Here is a 17,444-nt window from a genome sequence, read left to right as displayed (position 1 = left end):
GTCCCAAGAGCTTTCCGCCGAACAGATTCAACAGGCCCTGCAAGGCATCAGTGTGCCGCCCCAACCGCAGATCATGGTGGATTTGCAGATGGAGCAGTACATGCCCGACCCTGACCTGGAAGTGATCGCGCGGCTGATCTCCCAGGACCCGGGCCTTTCCGGCGCCCTGCTGAAAATCGTCAACTCGCCGTATTACGGGCTGAGCAACAAGATCGCCTCGATCCAGCGCGCGGTGAACCTGCTGGGCAGCCGTTCGATCATCAACCTGATCAACGCGCAGTCGATCAAGGGCGAGATGAGCGACGAAACCATCGTCACCCTCAACCGCTTCTGGGACACCGCCCAGGATGTGGCGATGACCTGCCTGACCCTGGCCAAGCGCACCGGCTCGCAAGCGGTCGACGAGGCTTATGCCCTGGGCCTGTTCCACGATTGCGGCGTGCCGCTGATGCTCAAGCGCTTCCCCGACTACATGACGGTGCTGGAAGAGGCCTACGCCAGCGCGGGCCCCGAGAACCGCGTGGTGGATACGGAAAACCGTGCGTTCAATACCAACCACGCGGTGGTCGGTTACTACACGGCCAAGTCCTGGCGCCTGCCGGAGCACGTGACCAACGCCATCGCCAATCACCACAACGCCCTGGCGATCTTCAGCGACGAGTCGTCGCGCAACAGCCAGCTGAAGAACCTGCTGGCGATCCTGAAAATGGCCGAGCATATCTGCGCGTCCTACCGGGTGCTGGGCAATCAGGTCGATGATCATGAATGGAACAGCATCGGCCATCTGATCCTCGATTACGTCGGTCTGTCCGACTACGACTTCGAGAACCTCAAGGAAACTGTGCGCGAACTGGGCGCGCACTGATTCCCGACCACGTTATAGAGAACACGAGGCGCACATGCCTGAATTACCGGAAGTCGAAACCACCCGGCGCGGTATCGCGCCGCACCTGGAAGGGCAGCGCGTCAGCCGCGTGATCGTGCGCGAGCGGCGCCTGCGCTGGCCGATTCCGGAGGACCTCGATGTGCGCCTGTCCGGCCAGCAGATCGTCAAGGTCGAGCGCCGCGCCAAGTACCTGCTGATCAATGCCGAAGTCGGCACCCTGATCAGTCACCTGGGCATGTCGGGCAACCTGCGCCTGGTGGAGGTCGGCTTGCCGGCGGCCAAGCACGAGCACGTCGACATCGAGCTGGAGTCCGGCCTGGCCCTGCGCTACACCGACCCGCGGCGCTTTGGCGCGATGCTCTGGAGCCTGGACCCGCTCAACCACGAGCTGCTGATCCGCCTGGGGCCGGAGCCGCTGACCGACCTGTTCGACGGCGAGCGCCTGTATCAGCTGTCGCGGGGACGTTCGATGGCGGTCAAGCCGTTCATCATGGACAACGCGGTGGTGGTGGGGGTGGGCAATATCTACGCGACCGAAGCGCTGTTCGCCGCCGGCATCGACCCGCGTCGCGAAGCCAAGGGGATTTCCCGGGCGCGCTACCTGAAGCTGGCGATCGAGATCAAGCGCATCCTGGCCGCGGCCATCGAGCGCGGCGGCACCACCCTGCGCGACTTTATCGGCGGCGACGGGCAGCCGGGTTATTTCCAGCAGGAACTGTTCGTCTACGGGCGCGGCGGGGAACACTGCAAGGTCTGTGGCACGGGGCTGCGAGAGATCAAGCTGGGGCAGCGTGCGAGCGTGTTCTGCCCTAAATGCCAGAGCTGATCGCCTGTAGCCGCTGCCGAAGGCTGCGATAGGTCCGTAGGACCTGTGGCGATCTTACTGGCGTCGCGGCCGTTTCGGCCGATCGCAGCCTTCGGCAGCGGCTACGGTCGCAAGTCTCGATGGCTGTGTTATGCCTTGCCGGTGATCTTCCGGTACTTGGCCATCAACTCTTCTTCGGTTTCCGGGTGGGCCTCGTCCAGCGGGATGCAATCCACCGGGCAGACCTGCTGGCATTGCGGCTCGTCATAGTGGCCGACGCATTGGGTGCACAGGTTCGGGTCGATCACGTAGATCTCTTCGCCTTGAGAGATCGCGGCGTTCGGGCACTCGGGTTCGCAGACGTCGCAGTTGATGCAATCGTCGGTGATGATCAGGGACATGGGGCACTCCGGCCGGGGCGGCGGGCCCAGGCATTTGAAAAACCAATGGCGCAATTGTGCCGCATTGGCGAGCGCAGTGCACGCGGGCGCGATGGGAGGGGCGTTTGCAGGTCGACTGCGCGGGAGCTGGCGCGGGCTGCGCCAGCTCCCGCGGGGGTTATTTCTTGAAGCGCAGAGTCAGGGCGTCGGCCACGGCCGGATGCACGAACTTGCTGATATCGCCGCCCAATGCCGCGATTTCTCGGACCAGGGTCGAGGAAATGAACGAATAACGCTCCGACGGTGTGAGGAACAGGCTTTCCACGTCCGGCGCCAGTTGGCGGTTCATGTTGGCCAGCTGGAATTCGTATTCGAAGTCCGAAACCGCCCGCAGCCCCCGCAGGAAGACATTGGCGTTCTGCTCCTTGGCGAAATGCGCCAGCAGCGTGGAAAAACCGACGACTTCAACGTTCGGCAGATGCTTGGTGACCTCGCGAGCCAGTTCCACACGCTGTTCCAGGGGAAAAAGCGGGTTTTTCTTCGGGCTGGCGGCGACGGCGATGATCACATGATCGAACAGGCGCGAGGCGCGTTCGACCAGATCGCCATGGCCCTTGGTAATAGGGTCGAAGGTACCTGGGTACAACACTCGGTTCATCGCGTCGTCCTGGCGGGAGTCCGTTGGGGAGTCGGATGGTATCGCAGCCTTTCCGGTCGGCCAAGTCGCCTGTAACGGAAGAAAGCACTATAGACGACGAAAATAAGCGGCGTTTTCACCCGCTTTTCAGCCGTTCGGCCAGGGCCGTGGCCAGTTGCGCGGTCAGGCCGTAGACCGACAGTTGCGGATTGGCGCCGATGCTGGTGGGGAACAGCGAACCGTCGTGGATCGACAGATTGGCCAGCTGGTGATGCCGGCCCAGGCTGTCGGCGACGGCGTTTTTCGGGTCTTCGCCCATGGCGCAGCCGCCCATCACATGGGCGCTGCCCAGGCGGGTGCGGTACAGCGCAAGGTTCAGGCCGTCGATCAGTGTCTTGGCCTCGGCCAGGGTCTTCACGTAGCGGGCATCGCTGTGCATCGGCATGACTGCCTTGGCGCCGCCGGCGAACTGGATCTGCGCCATGCTATGAAAGGCCCGGCGCACGCCATCCCAGGCGTAGTCCGAGACCTGATAGTCGAGCACCGGCGAGCCATCGCCGCGCAGTTCCACACTGCCGCCGCTGCTGTCCGGGTGAAAACCGTCGCGCAGCAGCGCGAGCATGGCGTGGGTATGGGGCAACTGCTGCATGTTCAGGGCGCTCTGCGGGCCGAAACCGCCGAGCAGGGTGGCGGCCAGCGCCGGTTGCAGCGGCGGCACCTCGAGTTTGTAGGACATTTTGCCGGTGGTGCCGTCCAGCCACTGGAAATGGTCGGAGTAGATCGACTGCGGCGCCCCGTAAAAGGGGTTGATCACCTGGTCGAACTGCCCGGCGGAAAAATTCACCAGGTGCAGGAAGGTGCGTTTGCCCAGGCGCTTGTGCGGGTCGGCAGCATCGGAGCGCAGCAGCAGGGCCGGGCTGTTGATCCCGCCACCGGCCAGCACATAGTGCCGGGCCTTGACCTTGATGGTGCGCCCGGTGGGCGCCACGCAGCGCTCGTCCATGGCCAGGCAGAGCAGGCTTTCGACCTGGTCACCCTTGATCTGCAGGCGCTCGGCGCGGGCCAGGTACAGCAGCTCGCCGCCTTTCTCCAGGGTCGCGGGAATGGTGGTGACCATCATCGACTGCTTGGCGTTGGTCGGGCAGCCCATGCCGCAATAGCCGAGGTTCCAGCAGCCGCGCACGTTGCGCGGGATCACGTGCCAGCTGTAGCCGAGTTTCTCGCAGCCGATCCTGATCACGTCGTTGTTGGCGTTGGGCGGCATGATCCACGGGGCGATCCCCAGGCGTTGCTCCATCTTCGCGAACCAGGGGGCCATCTCGGCCGGGCTGTGGCCCTTGACGTCGTGCTCCTTGGCCCAGTGCTCCAGGGTCGGCTCGGGGGTACGGAAGCTGGACGTCCAGTTGATCAGGGTGGTGCCGCCGACCGCCCGGCCTTGCAGGATGGTGATGGCGCCATCCTTGCTCATACGGCCGATGCCTTCCTGATAGAGGCTGGCGTAGGCCTGGTCCTCGAGCATCTTGAAGTCGTCGCTGGTCTTGAGCGGCCCTTCCTCGATCAGCAGCACCTTGTAGCCGGCGGCGCTGAGAATCTCGGCGGTGGTGCCGCCGCCCGCGCCGCTGCCGATGATGGCGACGTCCGCTTCGAGGGTCAGGTCCTCCTGCAATTGCGCGCCGTTGTAGGTTTTCCAGCCGCGGGCCAGGCCTTCGCGAAACAGATCGGGTACAGGCATATCAGGCACTCTCTAGTTGTTCTGGGGCTTCTGGGTGCTTGTGTAGCCGCTGCCGAAGGCTGCGACAAGGTCCGTAGGACCTTCCGAGGGCTTCAGGAGCGCGTCTCCTGCGGAGCCGAGCGCAGCCTTCGGCAGCGGCTACAGAGCGAGCAGTCTTCAGATCCTGGGCGGCCCGGGATAACCGCAATGGGCCCAGGATTCGGGGCGGCTGTACCAGGCCATCATCACCAGTTGCAGCAGGGACGCGTGGCCCATGCGCAGCAGGCTGAGGGAGCTGGTTTCCCAGCGCTTGAGAAACTGGCGGATGTCTTCGGCGCTGGCGTTTTCCCAACTGCCCCAGATGCCGGTCAGGGGGCCGCGCGTGATGCCCATGCCCAGCACGTCGAACAGCTGCTGGGTGAGCTTGAGCATTTCCGGCGACAGGTGGTCGAGGCTGTAATCCAGGCTTTTCAGGGTGGCGTCGAGCGCCGCCGGCAACTTCTCGGCGGCCACGGCGCCGTCGAGCATGACCGGGAGCAGCGCCCGCAGAATCGGCAGGTCGCTGCTGCGCAATGCGGCAAAGCCGCTGGCAGGGGTGCCGGACGAGCAACCGCTGAGGCTGGCGCCGAGGCCGGCGGTGGTCAGGAACGCGCTGGCGCACAGGCCGATTTTCAACAGGCCACGGCGCGACAGTACGGGTGCGGCAGGCAGGCTGGGAGTCATTATTGTTATTCCCCGCAATGGTCTGGTTAACGGATGAACAGCTTCTGGATCAGCTTCTGGATCGGTTTGCCATAGGGCGGGTAGATCAGCCGAGCGGCATTCAGGCGCTGCTTGCTCAGCACCCCCTTGGCCTTGCTGAAGGTCAGGAAGCCCTCGTGACCGTGGTAATGGCCCATGCCCGAGTGGCCGATGCCGCCGAACGGCATGTCGTCCTGGGCGACGTGCAGCAGGGTGTCGTTGAGGCAGACCCCGCCCGAGTGGGTTTCGTTGAGTACCCGGTCCTGCTCGGCCTTGTCGTAGCCGAAGTAATAGAGCGCCAGCGGGCGAGGGCGCTGGTTGATGTAGGCGAAGGCCTGGTCCAGGCCGGTGTAGGGCACGATCGGCAGGATCGGGCCGAAGATCTCATCCTGCATCACCGTCATGTCGTCGCTGACATTCAGCATCAGGCTGTGGCCCATGCGCCGTTCCTGGTTCTCTTCGAACAGCGGGATCAGCAGCGCGCCCTTGCTGGTGGCGTCGCTGATGTAGCTGTTCAGGCGCGCCAGCTGCCGCGGGTTGATGATCGCGGTGTAGTCGGGGTTGTCGACCAGGGTCGGGAAGAAACCACGGACCACCTGGCGATAGGCGTCGACGAAGGCGCCGACGCGGTGTTCCGGGACCAGCACGTAGTCCGGGGCGACGCAGGTCTGGCCGGCGTTCATGGTCTTGCCGAAGGCGATGCGTTCGGCGGCGTCCTTGAGCGGTACGTCGTCGGACACGATGGCCGGAGACTTGCCGCCCAGCTCCAGGGTCACCGGGGTCAGGTTTTCCGCCGCGGCGCGCATCACATGCTTGCCGATGCTGGTGGCGCCGGTGAACAGCAGGTGATCGAAGGGCAGCCGGGAGAAGGCCACGCCCACGTCGGCTTCGCCCAGCACCACGGCGACCAGGTCCTCGGGGAACGCCTTGGCCAGCAGGCGCTTGAGCAGCAGGCCGGTGGCGGGGGTCGACTCGCTGAGCTTGAGCAGCACCCGGTTGCCGGCGGCGAGCGCGCCCACCAGCGGGCCGATGGCCAGGTACAGGGGGTAGTTCCACGGCACGATCACCCCGACCACGCCCAATGGCTGGTAGACGACCTTGGCCGAGGCCGGCTGGAAGGCCACGCCGACCTTGCGCCGCGAAGGTTTCATCCAGCCCTTGAGGTGTTTGCTGGCGTAGTGGATGCCATGCAGGCTGGGCATGATTTCGGCGAGCAGGGTTTCGTCGGCGCTGCGATGGCTGAAATCTTCGCTGATGGCATCGATCAGGGCCTGACGTTCGCTGTCGAGCAGTTCGCGCAGGCTCTTGAGCCATTGCTGGCGCTGGGCGGCGGGCGGCATGGGGTTGGCCGCGAAGGCCTGGCGCTGGGCGGCGAACAGACGGTGGAGCTCATCCAGCTGCTGGTGGGCTTCCGGCAAGTAGGCGATTTCGGCAGACATGGGCGGCTCCGGTTTTTGTGGGTGGGAGATTTTTAGAGTTTATGCTCTAAAATGTCAAATGACATCCCGGGCCGGCTTTGATTTATCCCGTTGGGGATAGGTCGTAAGATGCCGGGCAACGCCTTCTCGATTAAAGCCCACGCTCATGGCCCCACGCATAAAAACCCGCGAACGTATCGTCCAGAACAGCCTGGAGCTGTTCAACCAGCAAGGCGAACGCAGTGTCAGCACCAATCACATTGCGGCCCACATGGAGATTTCGCCGGGCAACCTGTATTACCACTTCCCCAACAAGCAGGCGATCATCGCCGTGCTGTTCTGCGAGTACGAAGCCCTGGTCGACAGCTTCCTGCGCCTGCCCCAGGGCCGTACCGTGACCGTCGAGGACAAGCGCTATTACCTGCAGGAGCTGCTGGCCGCCATGTGGCGCTATCGCTTCTTGCACCGTGACCTGGAACACCTGCTCGACAGCGACGCCGAACTGGCCGCCCGTTATCGGCGCTTCTCCCAGCGCTGCCTGATCCACGGCACGGCGATCTACGAAGGTTTCGTCGAGGCCGGCATCCTGCGGATGGACAAGGTGCAGATCGAGTCCCTGACCCTCAATGCCTGGATCATCCTTACCTCCTGGGTGCGTTTTTTGTGCACCACCCGGGAAAACTCCGCGCACCTGAGCGAAGAAGCCATCAAGCGCGGTGTGTACCAGGTGCTGGTGCTGGAGGCCGGATTTGTCACCGACCAGGCCCGGGGGGAGGTCAACGCGCTGTTCGGCGAGTTTTACGTGCCCCTGGGGCAAGCCCTGGAAGAAGTGCAGTAGGATCTGGATCAAGTCATCGTTCAATTACTGGAGCCCGTCATGCCCATCGCGCAACTGATCAGTCCACAGCAATTGGCCGCTCGCCTGGAGCAGCCCGGGCTGGTGATTCTCGATTGTCGTTTTTCTCTGGAAGACCCGGATTACGGCCAGCGCAGTTATGCCGGGGGGCATCTGGCCGGCGCGCATTTTGCCGATCTGGAACGCGACCTCAGTGGCCGGGTGGTCAAGGGCGTGACCGGGCGCCATCCGTTGCCCGAACCGGCGACGTTGATCGCGCGCCTGCAAGCCTGGGGCATCGACGCCGACAGTGACATCGTGCTTTACGACGACGGCCCCGGTGCCTATGCCGCCCGCGCCTGGTGGCTGCTGGCCTGGCTGGGCAAGCGCGACGGCGTATTCATTCTCGACGGCGGCTTGAAAGCCTGGCACGCCGCGGGCCTGCCATTGAGCCTGGATCCACCGACCAATGTCCTTGGCCACTTCACGGGCCTGCCCGACAAAACCCTGTTGTTGAGTGCCGAGCAACTGCAAAAGCGCCTCGGCCAGCCGACCCTGACCCTGCTCGACGCCCGCGGCCAGCCACGTTTTCGCGGCGAGGTGGAGCCGATCGACCCGGTGGCCGGGCATATCCCCGGTGCGCAATGCGCGGCTTTCACCGACAACCTGGACAGCGATGGCCGTTTTCTGCCGGCCGATCAGCTCAAGAAGCGCTTTGCCGCGAAGCTGGGCGAGCGTTCGCCGAGCGAGCTGGTGGCGTACTGCGGCTCGGGCGTGACCGCCTGTCACAACCTGTTCGCCCTGTGCCTGGCCGGTTATCCCCTGGGCAGGCTGTATGCCGGCTCCTGGAGCGAATGGATCACCGATCCGCAGCGCGCGGTCGCCACGGGCGACTGAGGCCCCTCACCGTAGGAGCGAAGCTTGCTCGCGATCCAGGCGCTGCGTTGTTTCTGCAGGGCCACGTCGCCTGAGATATTTTTCGCGAGCAAGCTTCGCTCCTACAGGGGCAGGCGCTGTTTCAGAGGGACTGGCGGGCGCTGCGATAGGCCGCCGGCCCCACGCCGTAGACCTGCTTGAACTGCCGGCTCAGATGGCTCTGGTCGGCGAACCCCAATTGTGTCGCCACTTCCAGCGGCAGGCAGCCGTCGCGCAGCAGTGCCCGGGCCTGGGCGATGCGCTGTTGCATCAGCCAGGTGTGCGGCGGCATGCCGGTGGCGCGGCGGAACACCCGGGCGAAATGGAACGGCGAGAGATTCACCGCCGCGGCCAGTTCCTCCAGGGAGGGCGGGGCGGCCAGCTGCGCTTGCAGCAACTCCTTGGCCTGGACGATCGCCCGGTGTTCCCGCCCGGGTTTGCCCGGCGCCTTGACTCCGGCGTGACGCCGCAGCAGCAAGAGCATCATTTCCCGCCACAGGGTCTGTTGTTGCAGGGCGGTGGCCGGGCTTTCCAGCAGTTGATGCAACTGGCAGAAACCGCTGACCAGATCGGGGTCGCGATACAGCGTGGCACCGAAGGCCGGCAGGCTGTCGGTGGGTAGTTCCAGCTCGCCGAGCATGGCGAGGATCTGCGCGTTGTCCGGATAAAACGCCCGGTACAGCCAGCCGTCCTCGGTGCCTTTGTGGCCGGTGTGCAGCTCGTCCGGGTTGATCAGCACCAGGGTGCCACGCCCCGCCAGATGCTCGGCGCCGCGATAACGGTAGCGCTGGGCGCCGTCCATGATCATGCCGATCACATAGCCGTCATGCACATGGGGCACGAAGCGATGCTCGATGTAGCGCGCGGCCAGCAACTCCACGCCGGCCAGGGGCGCGGTCTGCCAGAAACGGATCGACTCGCCCTGGCCGCCGTTCATCGCAACTCGCCCCCCAGGTTGGACAGCCACTGGGGAATGCGCCGTTCCAGGTAATAACCCGGCGTCTTCACCGAACCCTCGACAAAACCGACGTGCCCACCCTTGGCCTGCAGCTCGAGGTGGGTGCTGTCGGACAGCTCACCGGCTTCCGGCAGGCTGTGGGGGAATACGAAAGGATCGTCCGCGGCCTGGATGATCAGGGTTTGTGTGCGGATTTCCCCGAGGAAATACCGGCTGGAGGCACGCCGGTAATAATCCTGGGCGTCGGCAAAGCCATTCAGCGGCGCGGTGACCCGGCCGTCGAAGTCCCAGAAGGTGCGCATCTTCTCCAGTGGCCCCAGCCGCTCCAGCACGGCCAGGCCCTCATGGCGCCCGTCGTGCTGGAACTGGCGTTGCTTGTCCTTGATGTAGGCCAACATCTCGCGCATGAAATGCGCCTGGTAGACCTTGGAAAACCCCTGGCCGATGCGGTCGGCGCACTGGTCCAGGCGAAACGGCACCGATACCGCGACGGCGCCTTGCAGCTGGCTGGCGCTGCCGCTTTCCCCCAGGTGCTTGAGCAATACATTGCCGCCCAGCGAGTAGCCCACCGCGAACAGCGGGGCCTGCGGGCGTTTGCTGCGCAGGTGGTCGATGGCGGCGGCCAGGTCTTCGCTGGCCCCCGAGTGATAGCTGCGCGGCAGCAGGTTGGGTTCGCCCGAGCAGCCGCGCCAGTTCAACGCCGCGCTGGCCCAGCCCTGGCCCGCCAGGGCCTTTTGCAGGCCGGCCACGTAAGGCGAGTTGGAAGAGCCGGTCAGGCCGTGCAGCACCAGCACCAGGGGCGCGGTAGCGGAGTGCGGGCCGTGCCAGTCGAGATCGAGAAAGTCGCCGTCGTCGAGCCACAGGCGTTCGCGCTGGCGCTCGAGGTGAGTGGTCTTGCGCCATAGCGGGCCCCACAGGGTCTGCAGGTGCGGGTTGCCGAGGCCGAAGGCGGGAATGAAACGATCTGACGGAATAGGCACGGTGATTCTCGTAGCAGCGGTGCGCGGCCCCGGCGGGGCTGCGCACCTTTTCAGGCCAGTGGTTTAACCGGCGATCCCTGCCGTACGTTGCCACAAGGCGTAGTACACCTGCCCGGATTTTTGCTCGCGGTGCAGGCGCCAGTTCGCCGGGAGGGCGAGGGTCGAAGGCGCGGTTTCACTTTCGGTATAGACCCAGGCGTCGTCGGCCAGCCAGTCGCGTTCTTCCAGCAGGGCACAGGCGGCCGGCAGCAGGTTCTGATGGAACGGCGGGTCGAGGAACACCAGGTCGAAACGGCTGGCCGGCTGGGTTTCCAGATAACGCAGGGCGTCGGCGGTCTGCACCTGGCCGACGGTGCAGCGCAGGGTGCCCAGGTGTTCGCGCAGGCGCGACACGGCCAGGTTGCTGGCATCCAGCGCCTGGCCCATGGCGGCGCCACGGGACAGGGCTTCGAGAAACAGCGCGCCGCTGCCGGCGAACAGGTCGAGCACCTTGGCCCCGGCGACATAGGGCGCCAGCCAGTTGAACAGGGTTTCGCGCACCCGGTCCGGAGTCGGGCGCAGGCCCGGCACATCGGGGAAGCTCAGGCGGCGGCTGCGCCACTCGCCGCCGATGATGCGCAGTTGGCCCACACCGTTGTGCTGGTTATGGACGGGTTTCTTGCTGGGACGCGATGGGCTGGCCATTAATGCTCCGGAACCCCGAGCGGCTGCTCGGCGGGTTTGTCAGTTGGGGCCGGCAACGGCTTTTGCGGCACGGTCGGGCCGGCGGTGACGATGACCATCTTGTCGGCGCCCAGGTGCTTGTTCAGCACGTCCCGGACCTGCTCCACGGTCAGGCTCTGGGACTGCTGCATGAAGTCTTCAAGATAGCTCAGCGGCAGGTTGTAGAAGCCGATGGCGCCCAGTTGGCCGACGATGTCGGCGTTGCTGGCGGTGGACAGCGGGAAGCTGCCGGCCAGTTCGCGCTTGGCGTCGTCGAGTTCCTTCTGGGTCGGGCCGGTCTTGAGGTAGTCGGCGAGCACGTCCTGCACCAGCTTGAGGGTGCCCTCGCTCATTTCGGCACGGGTCTGCAGGTTGATCATGAACGGGCCACGGGCCTGCATCGGGCTGAAGCCGGAATAGACGCCGTAGGTCAGGCCGCGCTTCTCGCGCACCTCGCTCATCAGTCGGGTGCCAAAACCGCCACCGCCAAGGATCTGGTTGCCCAGGGACAACGCGGCGTAGTCCGGGTCGTCACGATCGATGCCCAGTTGCGCCAGCAGCAGGCTGGTCTGGCTGGAGGGGTATTCGATATGGCCGATGCTGGCCTGTGGCTCGCTCGGTTGCGGGATTTTCGCCAGCGCCGGGCCTTTGGGCAGGGCGGCGGAGATCTGCGCGGCAATCGCCTCGGCATCGCTGCGCGACAGGTCGCCCACCAATGCGATCACCACGTTGCCGGCGGCATAGGCCTTGGCGTGGAACGCCCGCAGTTGGGCCAGGCTGATCGGCGGCACGCTCTGCGCGGTGCCATCGCTGGAATGGGCATACGGATGGCTGCCGTACAGGCGGTTCATCAGTTCCAGGCTCGCCAGCTTGCCGGGGTTCTGCTTCTGGTACTCGAAGCCGGCGAGCATCTGGTTCTTGATGCGCGCCAGGGAGTCGGCCGGGAAGGTCGGCTTGCCGACGACATCGGCGAACAGCTGCAGGGCCGGCGTGCGTTTGTCCGGTGCGCTGAGGCTGCGCAGGGACGCTATGGCCATGTCCTTGTAGGCACCGTTGCCGAAATCGGCACCCAGGCCCTCGAAACCTTCGGCGATCGCGCCGACATCCTTGCCGGCCACGCCTTCGTTGAGCATGGCGTTGGTCAGCATCGCCAGGCCTGGCGCGTCGCCATCCTGGCTGCTGCCGGCGGCGAAGGTCAGGCGCATGTCGAACATCGGCAACTCATGGGCTTCGACGAACAGCACCTTGGCGCCTTCGGCGGTGCTCCAGGTCTTGATGTCGAGGCTGCGGCGGCTTGGGGCCTTGCCGTCGAGCTCGGTCAAGGATTGCAGCTTCTGGCTGCTCTTGGCCTTGTCCAGCGCCTGGCTGGCGTCGGATTGGTCCGCGCGCAGCAGATAAAGGCCGGCGGCGGTGATCAGGGCCACGAGTGCCAGGCCGAGCAGGACCGGGCTGGCGCTTTTGCGCTTACTCATGAGCGGACTCCTCAGGCAATACGTGGGCAACGCTCAGGCGTTCGCGGGTGAAATAGGTACGGGCGGCCTTCTGAATGTCTTCAGGGGTCACGCTTTGCAGTTCGGCCAGTTCGGTGTCCATAAGCTTCCAGGACAGGCCGACGGTTTCCAGCTGGCCGATGGCGGTGGCCTGGCTGGTGATGGAGTCACGCTCGTAGACCAGGCCGGCGATCACCTGGGCGCGCACGCGTTCCAGTTCTTCAGCGGTCGGCGGGGTGGTTTTCAGCTCTTCGAGCAGGCGCCACAGCCCGGCTTCGGCCTGGGCGATGGTTTTCTTCTTCTGGCTGTTGGGCATGGCCGAAAGCAGGAACAGGCTGTCGCCGCGGGTGTAGGCGTCGAAGCTCGACGAGCCGCCGGACACCAGCTCTTCGCCGCGCTCCAGGCGCGTCGGGATGCGGGCGCTGTAGCCGCCGTCGAGCAGCGCGGCGATCAGGCGCAGGGCGTGCACCGAATGCTTGTCTTCGGCAGTGGCGATGCTTGGCACGTTGAAGGCCAGCATCACGCTCGGCAGCTGGGTCTTCACCCGCAGGGTGATCTGCCGCTCGCCGGGCTCGGCCAGTTCCAGGGGAATCTTCGCCGCGGGCACGGCGCGCTTGGGAATGGCGCCGAAATAACGTTGGGCCAGGGTTTTGACTTCGTCCGGGGTCACGTCGCCGACCACCACCAGGGTGGCGTTGTTCGGCACGTACCAGGATTCATACCAGTGGCGCAATTCCTCGACCTTCATCCGGTTGAGGTCGGCCATCCAGCCGATGGTCGGCGTGTGGTAGCCGCTGGCCGGGTAGGCCATCGCCTTGAAGCGCTCGAAGGCCTTGGACATCGGCTTGTCGTCGGTGCGCAGGCGGCGCTCTTCCTTGATCACTTCGATTTCGCGGCTGAACTCGTCGGGCGGCAGGCGCAGGCTGGCCATGCGATCGGCTTCCAGCTCGAAGGCCACGCCCAGGCGGTCACGGGCCAGCACCTGGTAATAGGCGGTGAAATCGTCGCTGGTGAAGGCGTTCTCTTCGGCGCCCAGGTCGCGCAGGATCAGCGAGGCTTCGCCGGGGCCGACCTTTTCGCTGCCTTTGAACATCATGTGTTCCAGGGCGTGGGACAAACCGGTCTGGCCCGGGGTTTCGTAGCTGGAGCCGACTTTGTACCAGACCTGGGAGACCACGACCGGAGCCCGATGGTCTTCGCGGACCACGACCTTGAGACCGTTGTCGAGGGTGAATTCGTGGGTGGGTTGTGGATCGGCAGCCAAGGCTGAAAGGGGCAGACAAACCGTACTGAGCAGCAGGCCTGCGGCGCGGCGGGCTAGAGCATTCATTCGTTTTTTAAACCTGTTGGACTGCCCGCTTGGTCTTAGCCTACGGGCGAGGAGGTGCTAGGATACTGATCCGTTTTACTGGCGGCCACGCCTATCAGGCCTTCACAGATCAGAGTGTGCTTGATCAGGTTGTATGGGTTTCCGGCAAGAAGTCTGGATTTACCAGCTAAACTTCGACTTTTCGCCGATTTTGCCGTTTCAGTCCTTTAGTAAAATCGATCCTTGAGATGCCATTGGGCACCTCGACAAAATGTTGCGCGTGAACAAGCCGGCGGAAACGCAGTCTGTTCTGCATCGAATATTTATTTGCCGGTGCGCCTTGATGGCGCGTCGCTACCTTGAGATAGCCGTCCTCCATGTTTGGTTCCAACGACGACAAGAAGACCCCAGCCGCGGCTGGCGAGAAGAAAGGCCTGTTCGGATGGCTGCGCAAAAAGCCGCAGGAAACCGTCGTCGAACAGCCACAAGTCCCTACCGAGCCTGCCCCGGCTCCTGCTCCCGTGATAGAACAAGCCCCGGTTGCCGAAGTCGCCGCTCCTGTGGTGTCGCCGATCGCCGAGCCGATCCGGCAGCCTGAACAGCCCGCACCAGCGGCCGAGCCCGCTCCCGCGCCGGAACTGCCGCTGACCCCCGATCCCGAGCACAAGCCCTGGCTGACCCTGCCGGTGGCGGAAGAACCGGTGGCGTTGGTGGAAGACGAGCAGGCGCCGCACATCACCCCACCGATTCCGGCCGCGACCGATCTGCAGCAAGCCGCCGAGCTGTTGGTGGCCGAGTTGGCACACAGCAGCGAGCCAGCTGAAGCCCAGGCGCAGATTGAAGAAGAGGATGTGCCACAACCGGTGATCGCGGCTTTCGTGAAGCCCGAACCTGTACCAGAACCGGAGCCTGCCCCGGTTGTCGTTGCTCCAGTTGCTCCAGTTGCTCCAGTTGCTCCAGTTGCGGCGGTCGAAGCGCCCGCTGTCGCTGAGCCGCCCCGTGCCGAGGAAAACAAGGTCGGCTTCTTCGCCCGCCTCAAGCAGGGCCTGTCCAAGACCAGCGCCAGCATCGGCGAAGGCATGGCCAGCCTGTTCCTGGGCAAGAAGACCATCGACGACGAACTGCTGGAAGATATCGAAACCCGCCTGCTGACCGCCGACGTGGGCGTGGAAGCCACCGCGGTGATCATTCAGAACCTGACCCAGAAGGTCGCGCGCAAACAACTGACCGACGTCGATGCGCTGTACAAGTCGCTGCAGGCCGAACTGGCGAGCATGCTCAAGCCGGTGGAGCAGCCGCTGCGGATCGCTTCGCAAACCAAGCCGTTCGTGATTCTGGTGGTGGGCGTCAACGGCGCCGGCAAGACCACCACCATCGGCAAGCTGGCCAAGAAGCTGCAGCTCGAAGGCAAGAAGGTCATGCTCGCCGCGGGCGATACCTTCCGCGCCGCGGCGGTGGAACAGCTGCAGGTCTGGGGCGAGCGCAACAAGATCCCGGTCATCGCCCAGCACACTGGCGCCGATTCGGCTTCGGTGATCTTCGACGCCGTGCAGGCTGCCAAGGCTCGTGGCATCGATGTGCTGATCGCCGACACGGCTGGTCGCCTGCACACCAAAGACAACCTGATGGAAGAGCTGAAGAAGGTTCGCCGGGTAATCGGCAAGCTGGACGCCGACGCGCCGCACGAAGTGCTGCTGGTGCTCGACGCCGGTACTGGCCAGAACGCCATCAACCAGGCCAAGCAGTTCAACCAGACGGTCGAGCTGACCGGCCTGGCCCTGACCAAGCTCGATGGCACCGCCAAGGGCGGGGTGATCTTCGCCCTGGCCAAGCAGTTCGGCCTGCCGATCCGCTACATCGGCGTCGGTGAGGGCATCGACGACCTGCGTACCTTTGAAGCCGAACCCTTTGTCCAGGCACTGTTTGCCGAGCGGGAGCGTTCATGATTCGTTTCGAACAGGTCGGTAAGCGTTACTCGAATGGCCATGTCGGCCTGCACGAGCTGAGTTTCCGGGTTCGTCGCGGCGAGTTTCTGTTCGTCACCGGCCACTCCGGCGCCGGCAAGTCCACGCTGCTGCGGTTGCTGCTGGCCATGGAGCGCCCAACCAGCGGCAAGCTGCTGTTGGCCGGTCAGGACCTGAGCACCATCAGCAATGCGCAGATTCCGTTCCTGCGGCGGCAGATCGGCGTGGTGTTCCAGAACCACCAACTGCTGTTCGATCGCACCGTTTTCAACAACGTCGCCTTGCCGCTGCAGATCCTCGGCCTGTCCAAGGCTGAAATCGCCAAGCGCGTGGACTCGGCCCTGGAGCGCGTGGCGCTCTCGGACAAGACCGATCTCTACCCGGGCGACCTGTCCACCGGTCAGCAGCAGCGCGTCGGCATTGCCCGCGCCATCGTGCACCGCCCGGCCTTGCTGCTGGCGGACGAACCCACAGGTAACCTCGACCCGCGTCTGGCGGCGGAAATCATGGGCGTATTCGAAGATATCAACCGTCTGGGCACCAGCGTGCTGATCGCCAGTCACGACCTGGCGCTGATCGCGCGCATGCGTCACCGCATGTTGACCCTGCAACGCGGCCGATTGATCGGCGACGGGGAGGCTGGCGTATGAGTGCGACCCGCAGCCCCAAAGTGGCCGAACGCGTGGCTCCGAAAGCCTCGGACCAGCCGCCGCAGAAGAAAAAGCGCGACGAAGACGACGGTCCGGATTTCGGCACCCTGCTGCACGCCTGGATCGAAAGTCATCGCGCCAGCCTGCTGGACAGCCTGCGTCGCCTGGGCAAGCAACCGATCGGCAGCTTCTTCACCTGCCTGGTGATGGCCGTGGCCCTGAGCCTGCCGATGGGCTTGTCGTTGTTGCTCAACAACGTCGAGCGCCTGGGCGGTTCCTGGCAGCGCGCGGCGCAGATTTCCCTGTACCTGGAGCTCGACGCCAGCGCCACCGAGGGCGAAAGCCTGAGTGAGCAGATCAAGGCCATGCCGGGCGTGGCGGATGCCGAGTTCATCAGCAAGGACAAGGCCCTGGACGAGTTCCAGCAGCAGTCCGGGCTGGGCGAGGCGCTCAAGGAGTTGCCGCAGAACCCGCTGCCGGGCGTGGTTCTGGTCACGCCGAACGAAGTGGACAAGGCAACCCTGGAAGCCTTGCGTCAGCGCCTGGCAGAAATGCCCAAGGTGCAACAGGCGCAACTGGACCTGGTGTGGGTCGAGCGGCTGGCGGCGATCCTCAAGCTGGGCGACCGGTTTGTCTTCGGTCTGACGGTGTTGCTGGTTTCTGCATTACTTTTGGTGATAGGCAATACCATTCGTCTTCATATTGAAAACCGCCGCACCGAGATAGAAGTGATTAAACTCGTCGGCGGCACGGACAGTTATGTGCGGCGTCCCTTCCTTTATATGGGCGCCCTGTATGGCTTCGGTGCGGGGATTCTGTCCTGGGGTGTTCTGGCGTTCGGCCTCGACTGGCTGAACGACGCGGTGGTGGGGCTGGCCGGTTTGTACGGCAGTGATTTTGCCTTGGCTGGCGTGCCGGTCGCCGATGGTCTATCACTCTTGCTTGGCGCGGTGTTGTTGGGGTATATCGGTGCGTGGATTGCGGTCGCCCGCCACTTGCGGGAGCTGGCGCCGAAATAGTGTCTTTTTGCTTGTATTGACCTTTTAGAATTTTTGGGAACTTG

Annotated in this window: 17 protein-coding genes; 7 read left to right on the top strand and 10 right to left on the bottom strand. The window is 64.5% G+C overall.

The annotated features are described in order from the left end of the window. The first annotated feature begins 52 nt into the window (after positions 1–52). Together CXQ81_RS00240 and mutM are read left to right on the top strand one after the other, a co-directional pair. The gene (locus CXQ81_RS00240) at positions 53–865 is read left to right on the top strand and encodes an HDOD domain-containing protein (RefSeq protein WP_164485824.1); all 813 of its coding nucleotides are present in this window, start codon (positions 53–55) and stop codon (positions 863–865) included. Between the two features lie 34 nt (positions 866–899). Further along, positions 900–1,712: a bifunctional DNA-formamidopyrimidine glycosylase/DNA-(apurinic or apyrimidinic site) lyase gene (gene mutM / locus CXQ81_RS00235; RefSeq protein WP_007921258.1), complete on the top strand. Its 813-nt coding sequence runs from the start codon at positions 900–902 to the stop codon at positions 1,710–1,712. A 128-nt stretch (positions 1,713–1,840) separates the two neighbouring features. Here mutM and CXQ81_RS00230 read toward each other — a convergent pair whose 3' ends face one another. From CXQ81_RS00230 to CXQ81_RS00210, 5 genes are all read right to left on the bottom strand, one after another. Further along, positions 1,841–2,092: a YfhL family 4Fe-4S dicluster ferredoxin gene (locus CXQ81_RS00230; RefSeq protein WP_007921257.1), complete on the bottom strand. Its 252-nt coding sequence runs from the start codon at positions 2,090–2,092 to the stop codon at positions 1,841–1,843. A 157-nt stretch (positions 2,093–2,249) separates the two neighbouring features. Beyond that, complete coding sequence (gene coaD, locus CXQ81_RS00225; protein WP_003229157.1) at positions 2,250–2,729, bottom strand: pantetheine-phosphate adenylyltransferase; 480 nt, start codon at positions 2,727–2,729, stop codon at positions 2,250–2,252. A 115-nt stretch (positions 2,730–2,844) separates the two neighbouring features. Next, positions 2,845–4,440 carry a GMC family oxidoreductase gene (locus CXQ81_RS00220; protein ID WP_007921255.1) on the bottom strand — a complete coding sequence of 532 codons (1,596 nt, stop codon included), beginning with the start codon at positions 4,438–4,440 and terminating at the stop codon, positions 2,845–2,847. 156 nt (positions 4,441–4,596) lie between these two features. Beyond that, positions 4,597–5,142 (bottom strand): twin-arginine translocation pathway signal protein, encoded by a 546-nt coding sequence (locus CXQ81_RS00215; RefSeq protein WP_101336200.1) that lies wholly within the window; start codon positions 5,140–5,142, stop codon positions 4,597–4,599. A 26-nt stretch (positions 5,143–5,168) separates the two neighbouring features. Then, positions 5,169–6,599: a coniferyl aldehyde dehydrogenase gene (locus CXQ81_RS00210; RefSeq protein ID WP_053263000.1), complete on the bottom strand. Its 1,431-nt coding sequence runs from the start codon at positions 6,597–6,599 to the stop codon at positions 5,169–5,171. Between the two features lie 145 nt (positions 6,600–6,744). Between CXQ81_RS00210 and CXQ81_RS00205 the strand changes: the two genes are divergently transcribed. Both CXQ81_RS00205 and CXQ81_RS00200 read left to right on the top strand, forming a co-directional pair. After that, positions 6,745–7,416, top strand: coding sequence for a TetR/AcrR family transcriptional regulator (locus tag CXQ81_RS00205; protein WP_101336199.1), 672 nt, complete (start codon positions 6,745–6,747; stop codon positions 7,414–7,416). A gap of 39 nt (positions 7,417–7,455) precedes the next feature. Further along, positions 7,456–8,310 (top strand): sulfurtransferase, encoded by an 855-nt coding sequence (locus tag CXQ81_RS00200; protein WP_101336198.1) that lies wholly within the window; start codon positions 7,456–7,458, stop codon positions 8,308–8,310. A 121-nt stretch (positions 8,311–8,431) separates the two neighbouring features. On the opposite strand, the gene CXQ81_RS00195 is transcribed toward CXQ81_RS00200, so the two are convergent. The 5 genes from CXQ81_RS00195 to CXQ81_RS00175 form a co-directional block, all read right to left on the bottom strand. Further along, the gene (locus CXQ81_RS00195) at positions 8,432–9,265 is read right to left on the bottom strand and encodes an AraC family transcriptional regulator (protein ID WP_053262997.1); all 834 of its coding nucleotides are present in this window, start codon (positions 9,263–9,265) and stop codon (positions 8,432–8,434) included. Continuing rightward, positions 9,262–10,266, bottom strand: coding sequence for a hydrolase (locus tag CXQ81_RS00190; protein WP_007921225.1), 1,005 nt, complete (start codon positions 10,264–10,266; stop codon positions 9,262–9,264). Before CXQ81_RS00190 ends, CXQ81_RS00195 begins: the two co-directional genes overlap by 4 nt. A gap of 63 nt (positions 10,267–10,329) precedes the next feature. Next, positions 10,330–10,950, bottom strand: coding sequence for a 16S rRNA (guanine(966)-N(2))-methyltransferase RsmD (gene rsmD, locus CXQ81_RS00185; RefSeq protein ID WP_101336197.1), 621 nt, complete (start codon positions 10,948–10,950; stop codon positions 10,330–10,332). After that, positions 10,950–12,440, bottom strand: coding sequence for a pitrilysin family protein (locus CXQ81_RS00180; protein WP_007921222.1), 1,491 nt, complete (start codon positions 12,438–12,440; stop codon positions 10,950–10,952). Before CXQ81_RS00180 ends, rsmD begins: the two co-directional genes overlap by 1 nt. Further along, positions 12,433–13,788, bottom strand: coding sequence for a pitrilysin family protein (locus CXQ81_RS00175; RefSeq protein WP_007921220.1), 1,356 nt, complete (start codon positions 13,786–13,788; stop codon positions 12,433–12,435). The genes CXQ81_RS00180 and CXQ81_RS00175 overlap by 8 nt, the downstream gene beginning before the upstream one ends. A 356-nt stretch (positions 13,789–14,144) precedes the next feature. Here CXQ81_RS00175 and ftsY point away from each other — a divergent pair, with 356 nt between their 5' ends. From ftsY to ftsX, 3 genes are read left to right on the top strand one after another with little or no spacing between them, the layout of a single operon-like run. Then, positions 14,145–15,713, top strand: a complete 1,569-nt coding sequence (gene ftsY / locus CXQ81_RS00170) for a signal recognition particle-docking protein FtsY (protein ID WP_101336196.1) — start codon at positions 14,145–14,147, stop codon at positions 15,711–15,713. Next, the gene (ftsE, locus tag CXQ81_RS00165; protein ID WP_007921216.1) at positions 15,710–16,381 is read left to right on the top strand and encodes a cell division ATP-binding protein FtsE; all 672 of its coding nucleotides are present in this window, start codon (positions 15,710–15,712) and stop codon (positions 16,379–16,381) included. Before ftsY ends, ftsE begins: the two co-directional genes overlap by 4 nt. Continuing rightward, a complete protein-coding gene (ftsX, locus tag CXQ81_RS00160; protein ID WP_009046038.1) occupies positions 16,378–17,400 on the top strand; it encodes a permease-like cell division protein FtsX in 1,023 nt (340 codons plus the stop codon). The genes ftsE and ftsX overlap by 4 nt, the downstream gene beginning before the upstream one ends. Positions 17,401–17,444 lie beyond the last annotated feature (44 nt).

The organism is Pseudomonas sp. 09C 129 (genome assembly GCF_002843625.1).
Lineage (GTDB): Bacteria > Pseudomonadota > Gammaproteobacteria > Pseudomonadales > Pseudomonadaceae > Aquipseudomonas > Aquipseudomonas chlororaphis.
Note: the sequence above shows the minus strand (reverse complement) of the source record. Positions and strands in the feature narration are given on the sequence as shown.

What these genes read in the sequence shown, in the direction of transcription:
- CXQ81_RS00205 (WP_101336199.1), top strand. Translation starts at nt 6,745, where the DNA reads ATGGCCCCACGCATAAAAACCCGCGAACGTATCGTCCAGAACAGCCTG.
- CXQ81_RS00230 (WP_007921257.1), bottom strand. Translation starts at nt 2,092, where the DNA reads ATGTCCCTGATCATCACCGACGATTGCATCAACTGCGACGTCTGCGAA.
- ftsY (WP_101336196.1), top strand. Translation starts at nt 14,145, where the DNA reads ATGTTTGGTTCCAACGACGACAAGAAGACCCCAGCCGCGGCTGGCGAG.
- CXQ81_RS00195 (WP_053262997.1), bottom strand. Translation starts at nt 9,265, where the DNA reads ATGAACGGCGGCCAGGGCGAGTCGATCCGTTTCTGGCAGACCGCGCCC.
- CXQ81_RS00200 (WP_101336198.1), top strand. Translation starts at nt 7,456, where the DNA reads ATGCCCATCGCGCAACTGATCAGTCCACAGCAATTGGCCGCTCGCCTG.
- coaD (WP_003229157.1), bottom strand. Translation starts at nt 2,729, where the DNA reads ATGAACCGAGTGTTGTACCCAGGTACCTTCGACCCTATTACCAAGGGC.
- ftsX (WP_009046038.1), top strand. Translation starts at nt 16,378, where the DNA reads ATGAGTGCGACCCGCAGCCCCAAAGTGGCCGAACGCGTGGCTCCGAAA.
- CXQ81_RS00220 (WP_007921255.1), bottom strand. Translation starts at nt 4,440, where the DNA reads ATGCCTGTACCCGATCTGTTTCGCGAAGGCCTGGCCCGCGGCTGGAAA.
- rsmD (WP_101336197.1), bottom strand. Translation starts at nt 10,950, where the DNA reads ATGGCCAGCCCATCGCGTCCCAGCAAGAAACCCGTCCATAACCAGCAC.
- CXQ81_RS00210 (WP_053263000.1), bottom strand. Translation starts at nt 6,599, where the DNA reads ATGTCTGCCGAAATCGCCTACTTGCCGGAAGCCCACCAGCAGCTGGAT.
- CXQ81_RS00175 (WP_007921220.1), bottom strand. Translation starts at nt 13,788, where the DNA reads ATGAATGCTCTAGCCCGCCGCGCCGCAGGCCTGCTGCTCAGTACGGTT.
- mutM (WP_007921258.1), top strand. Translation starts at nt 900, where the DNA reads ATGCCTGAATTACCGGAAGTCGAAACCACCCGGCGCGGTATCGCGCCG.
- CXQ81_RS00215 (WP_101336200.1), bottom strand. Translation starts at nt 5,142, where the DNA reads ATGACTCCCAGCCTGCCTGCCGCACCCGTACTGTCGCGCCGTGGCCTG.
- ftsE (WP_007921216.1), top strand. Translation starts at nt 15,710, where the DNA reads ATGATTCGTTTCGAACAGGTCGGTAAGCGTTACTCGAATGGCCATGTC.
- CXQ81_RS00180 (WP_007921222.1), bottom strand. Translation starts at nt 12,440, where the DNA reads ATGAGTAAGCGCAAAAGCGCCAGCCCGGTCCTGCTCGGCCTGGCACTC.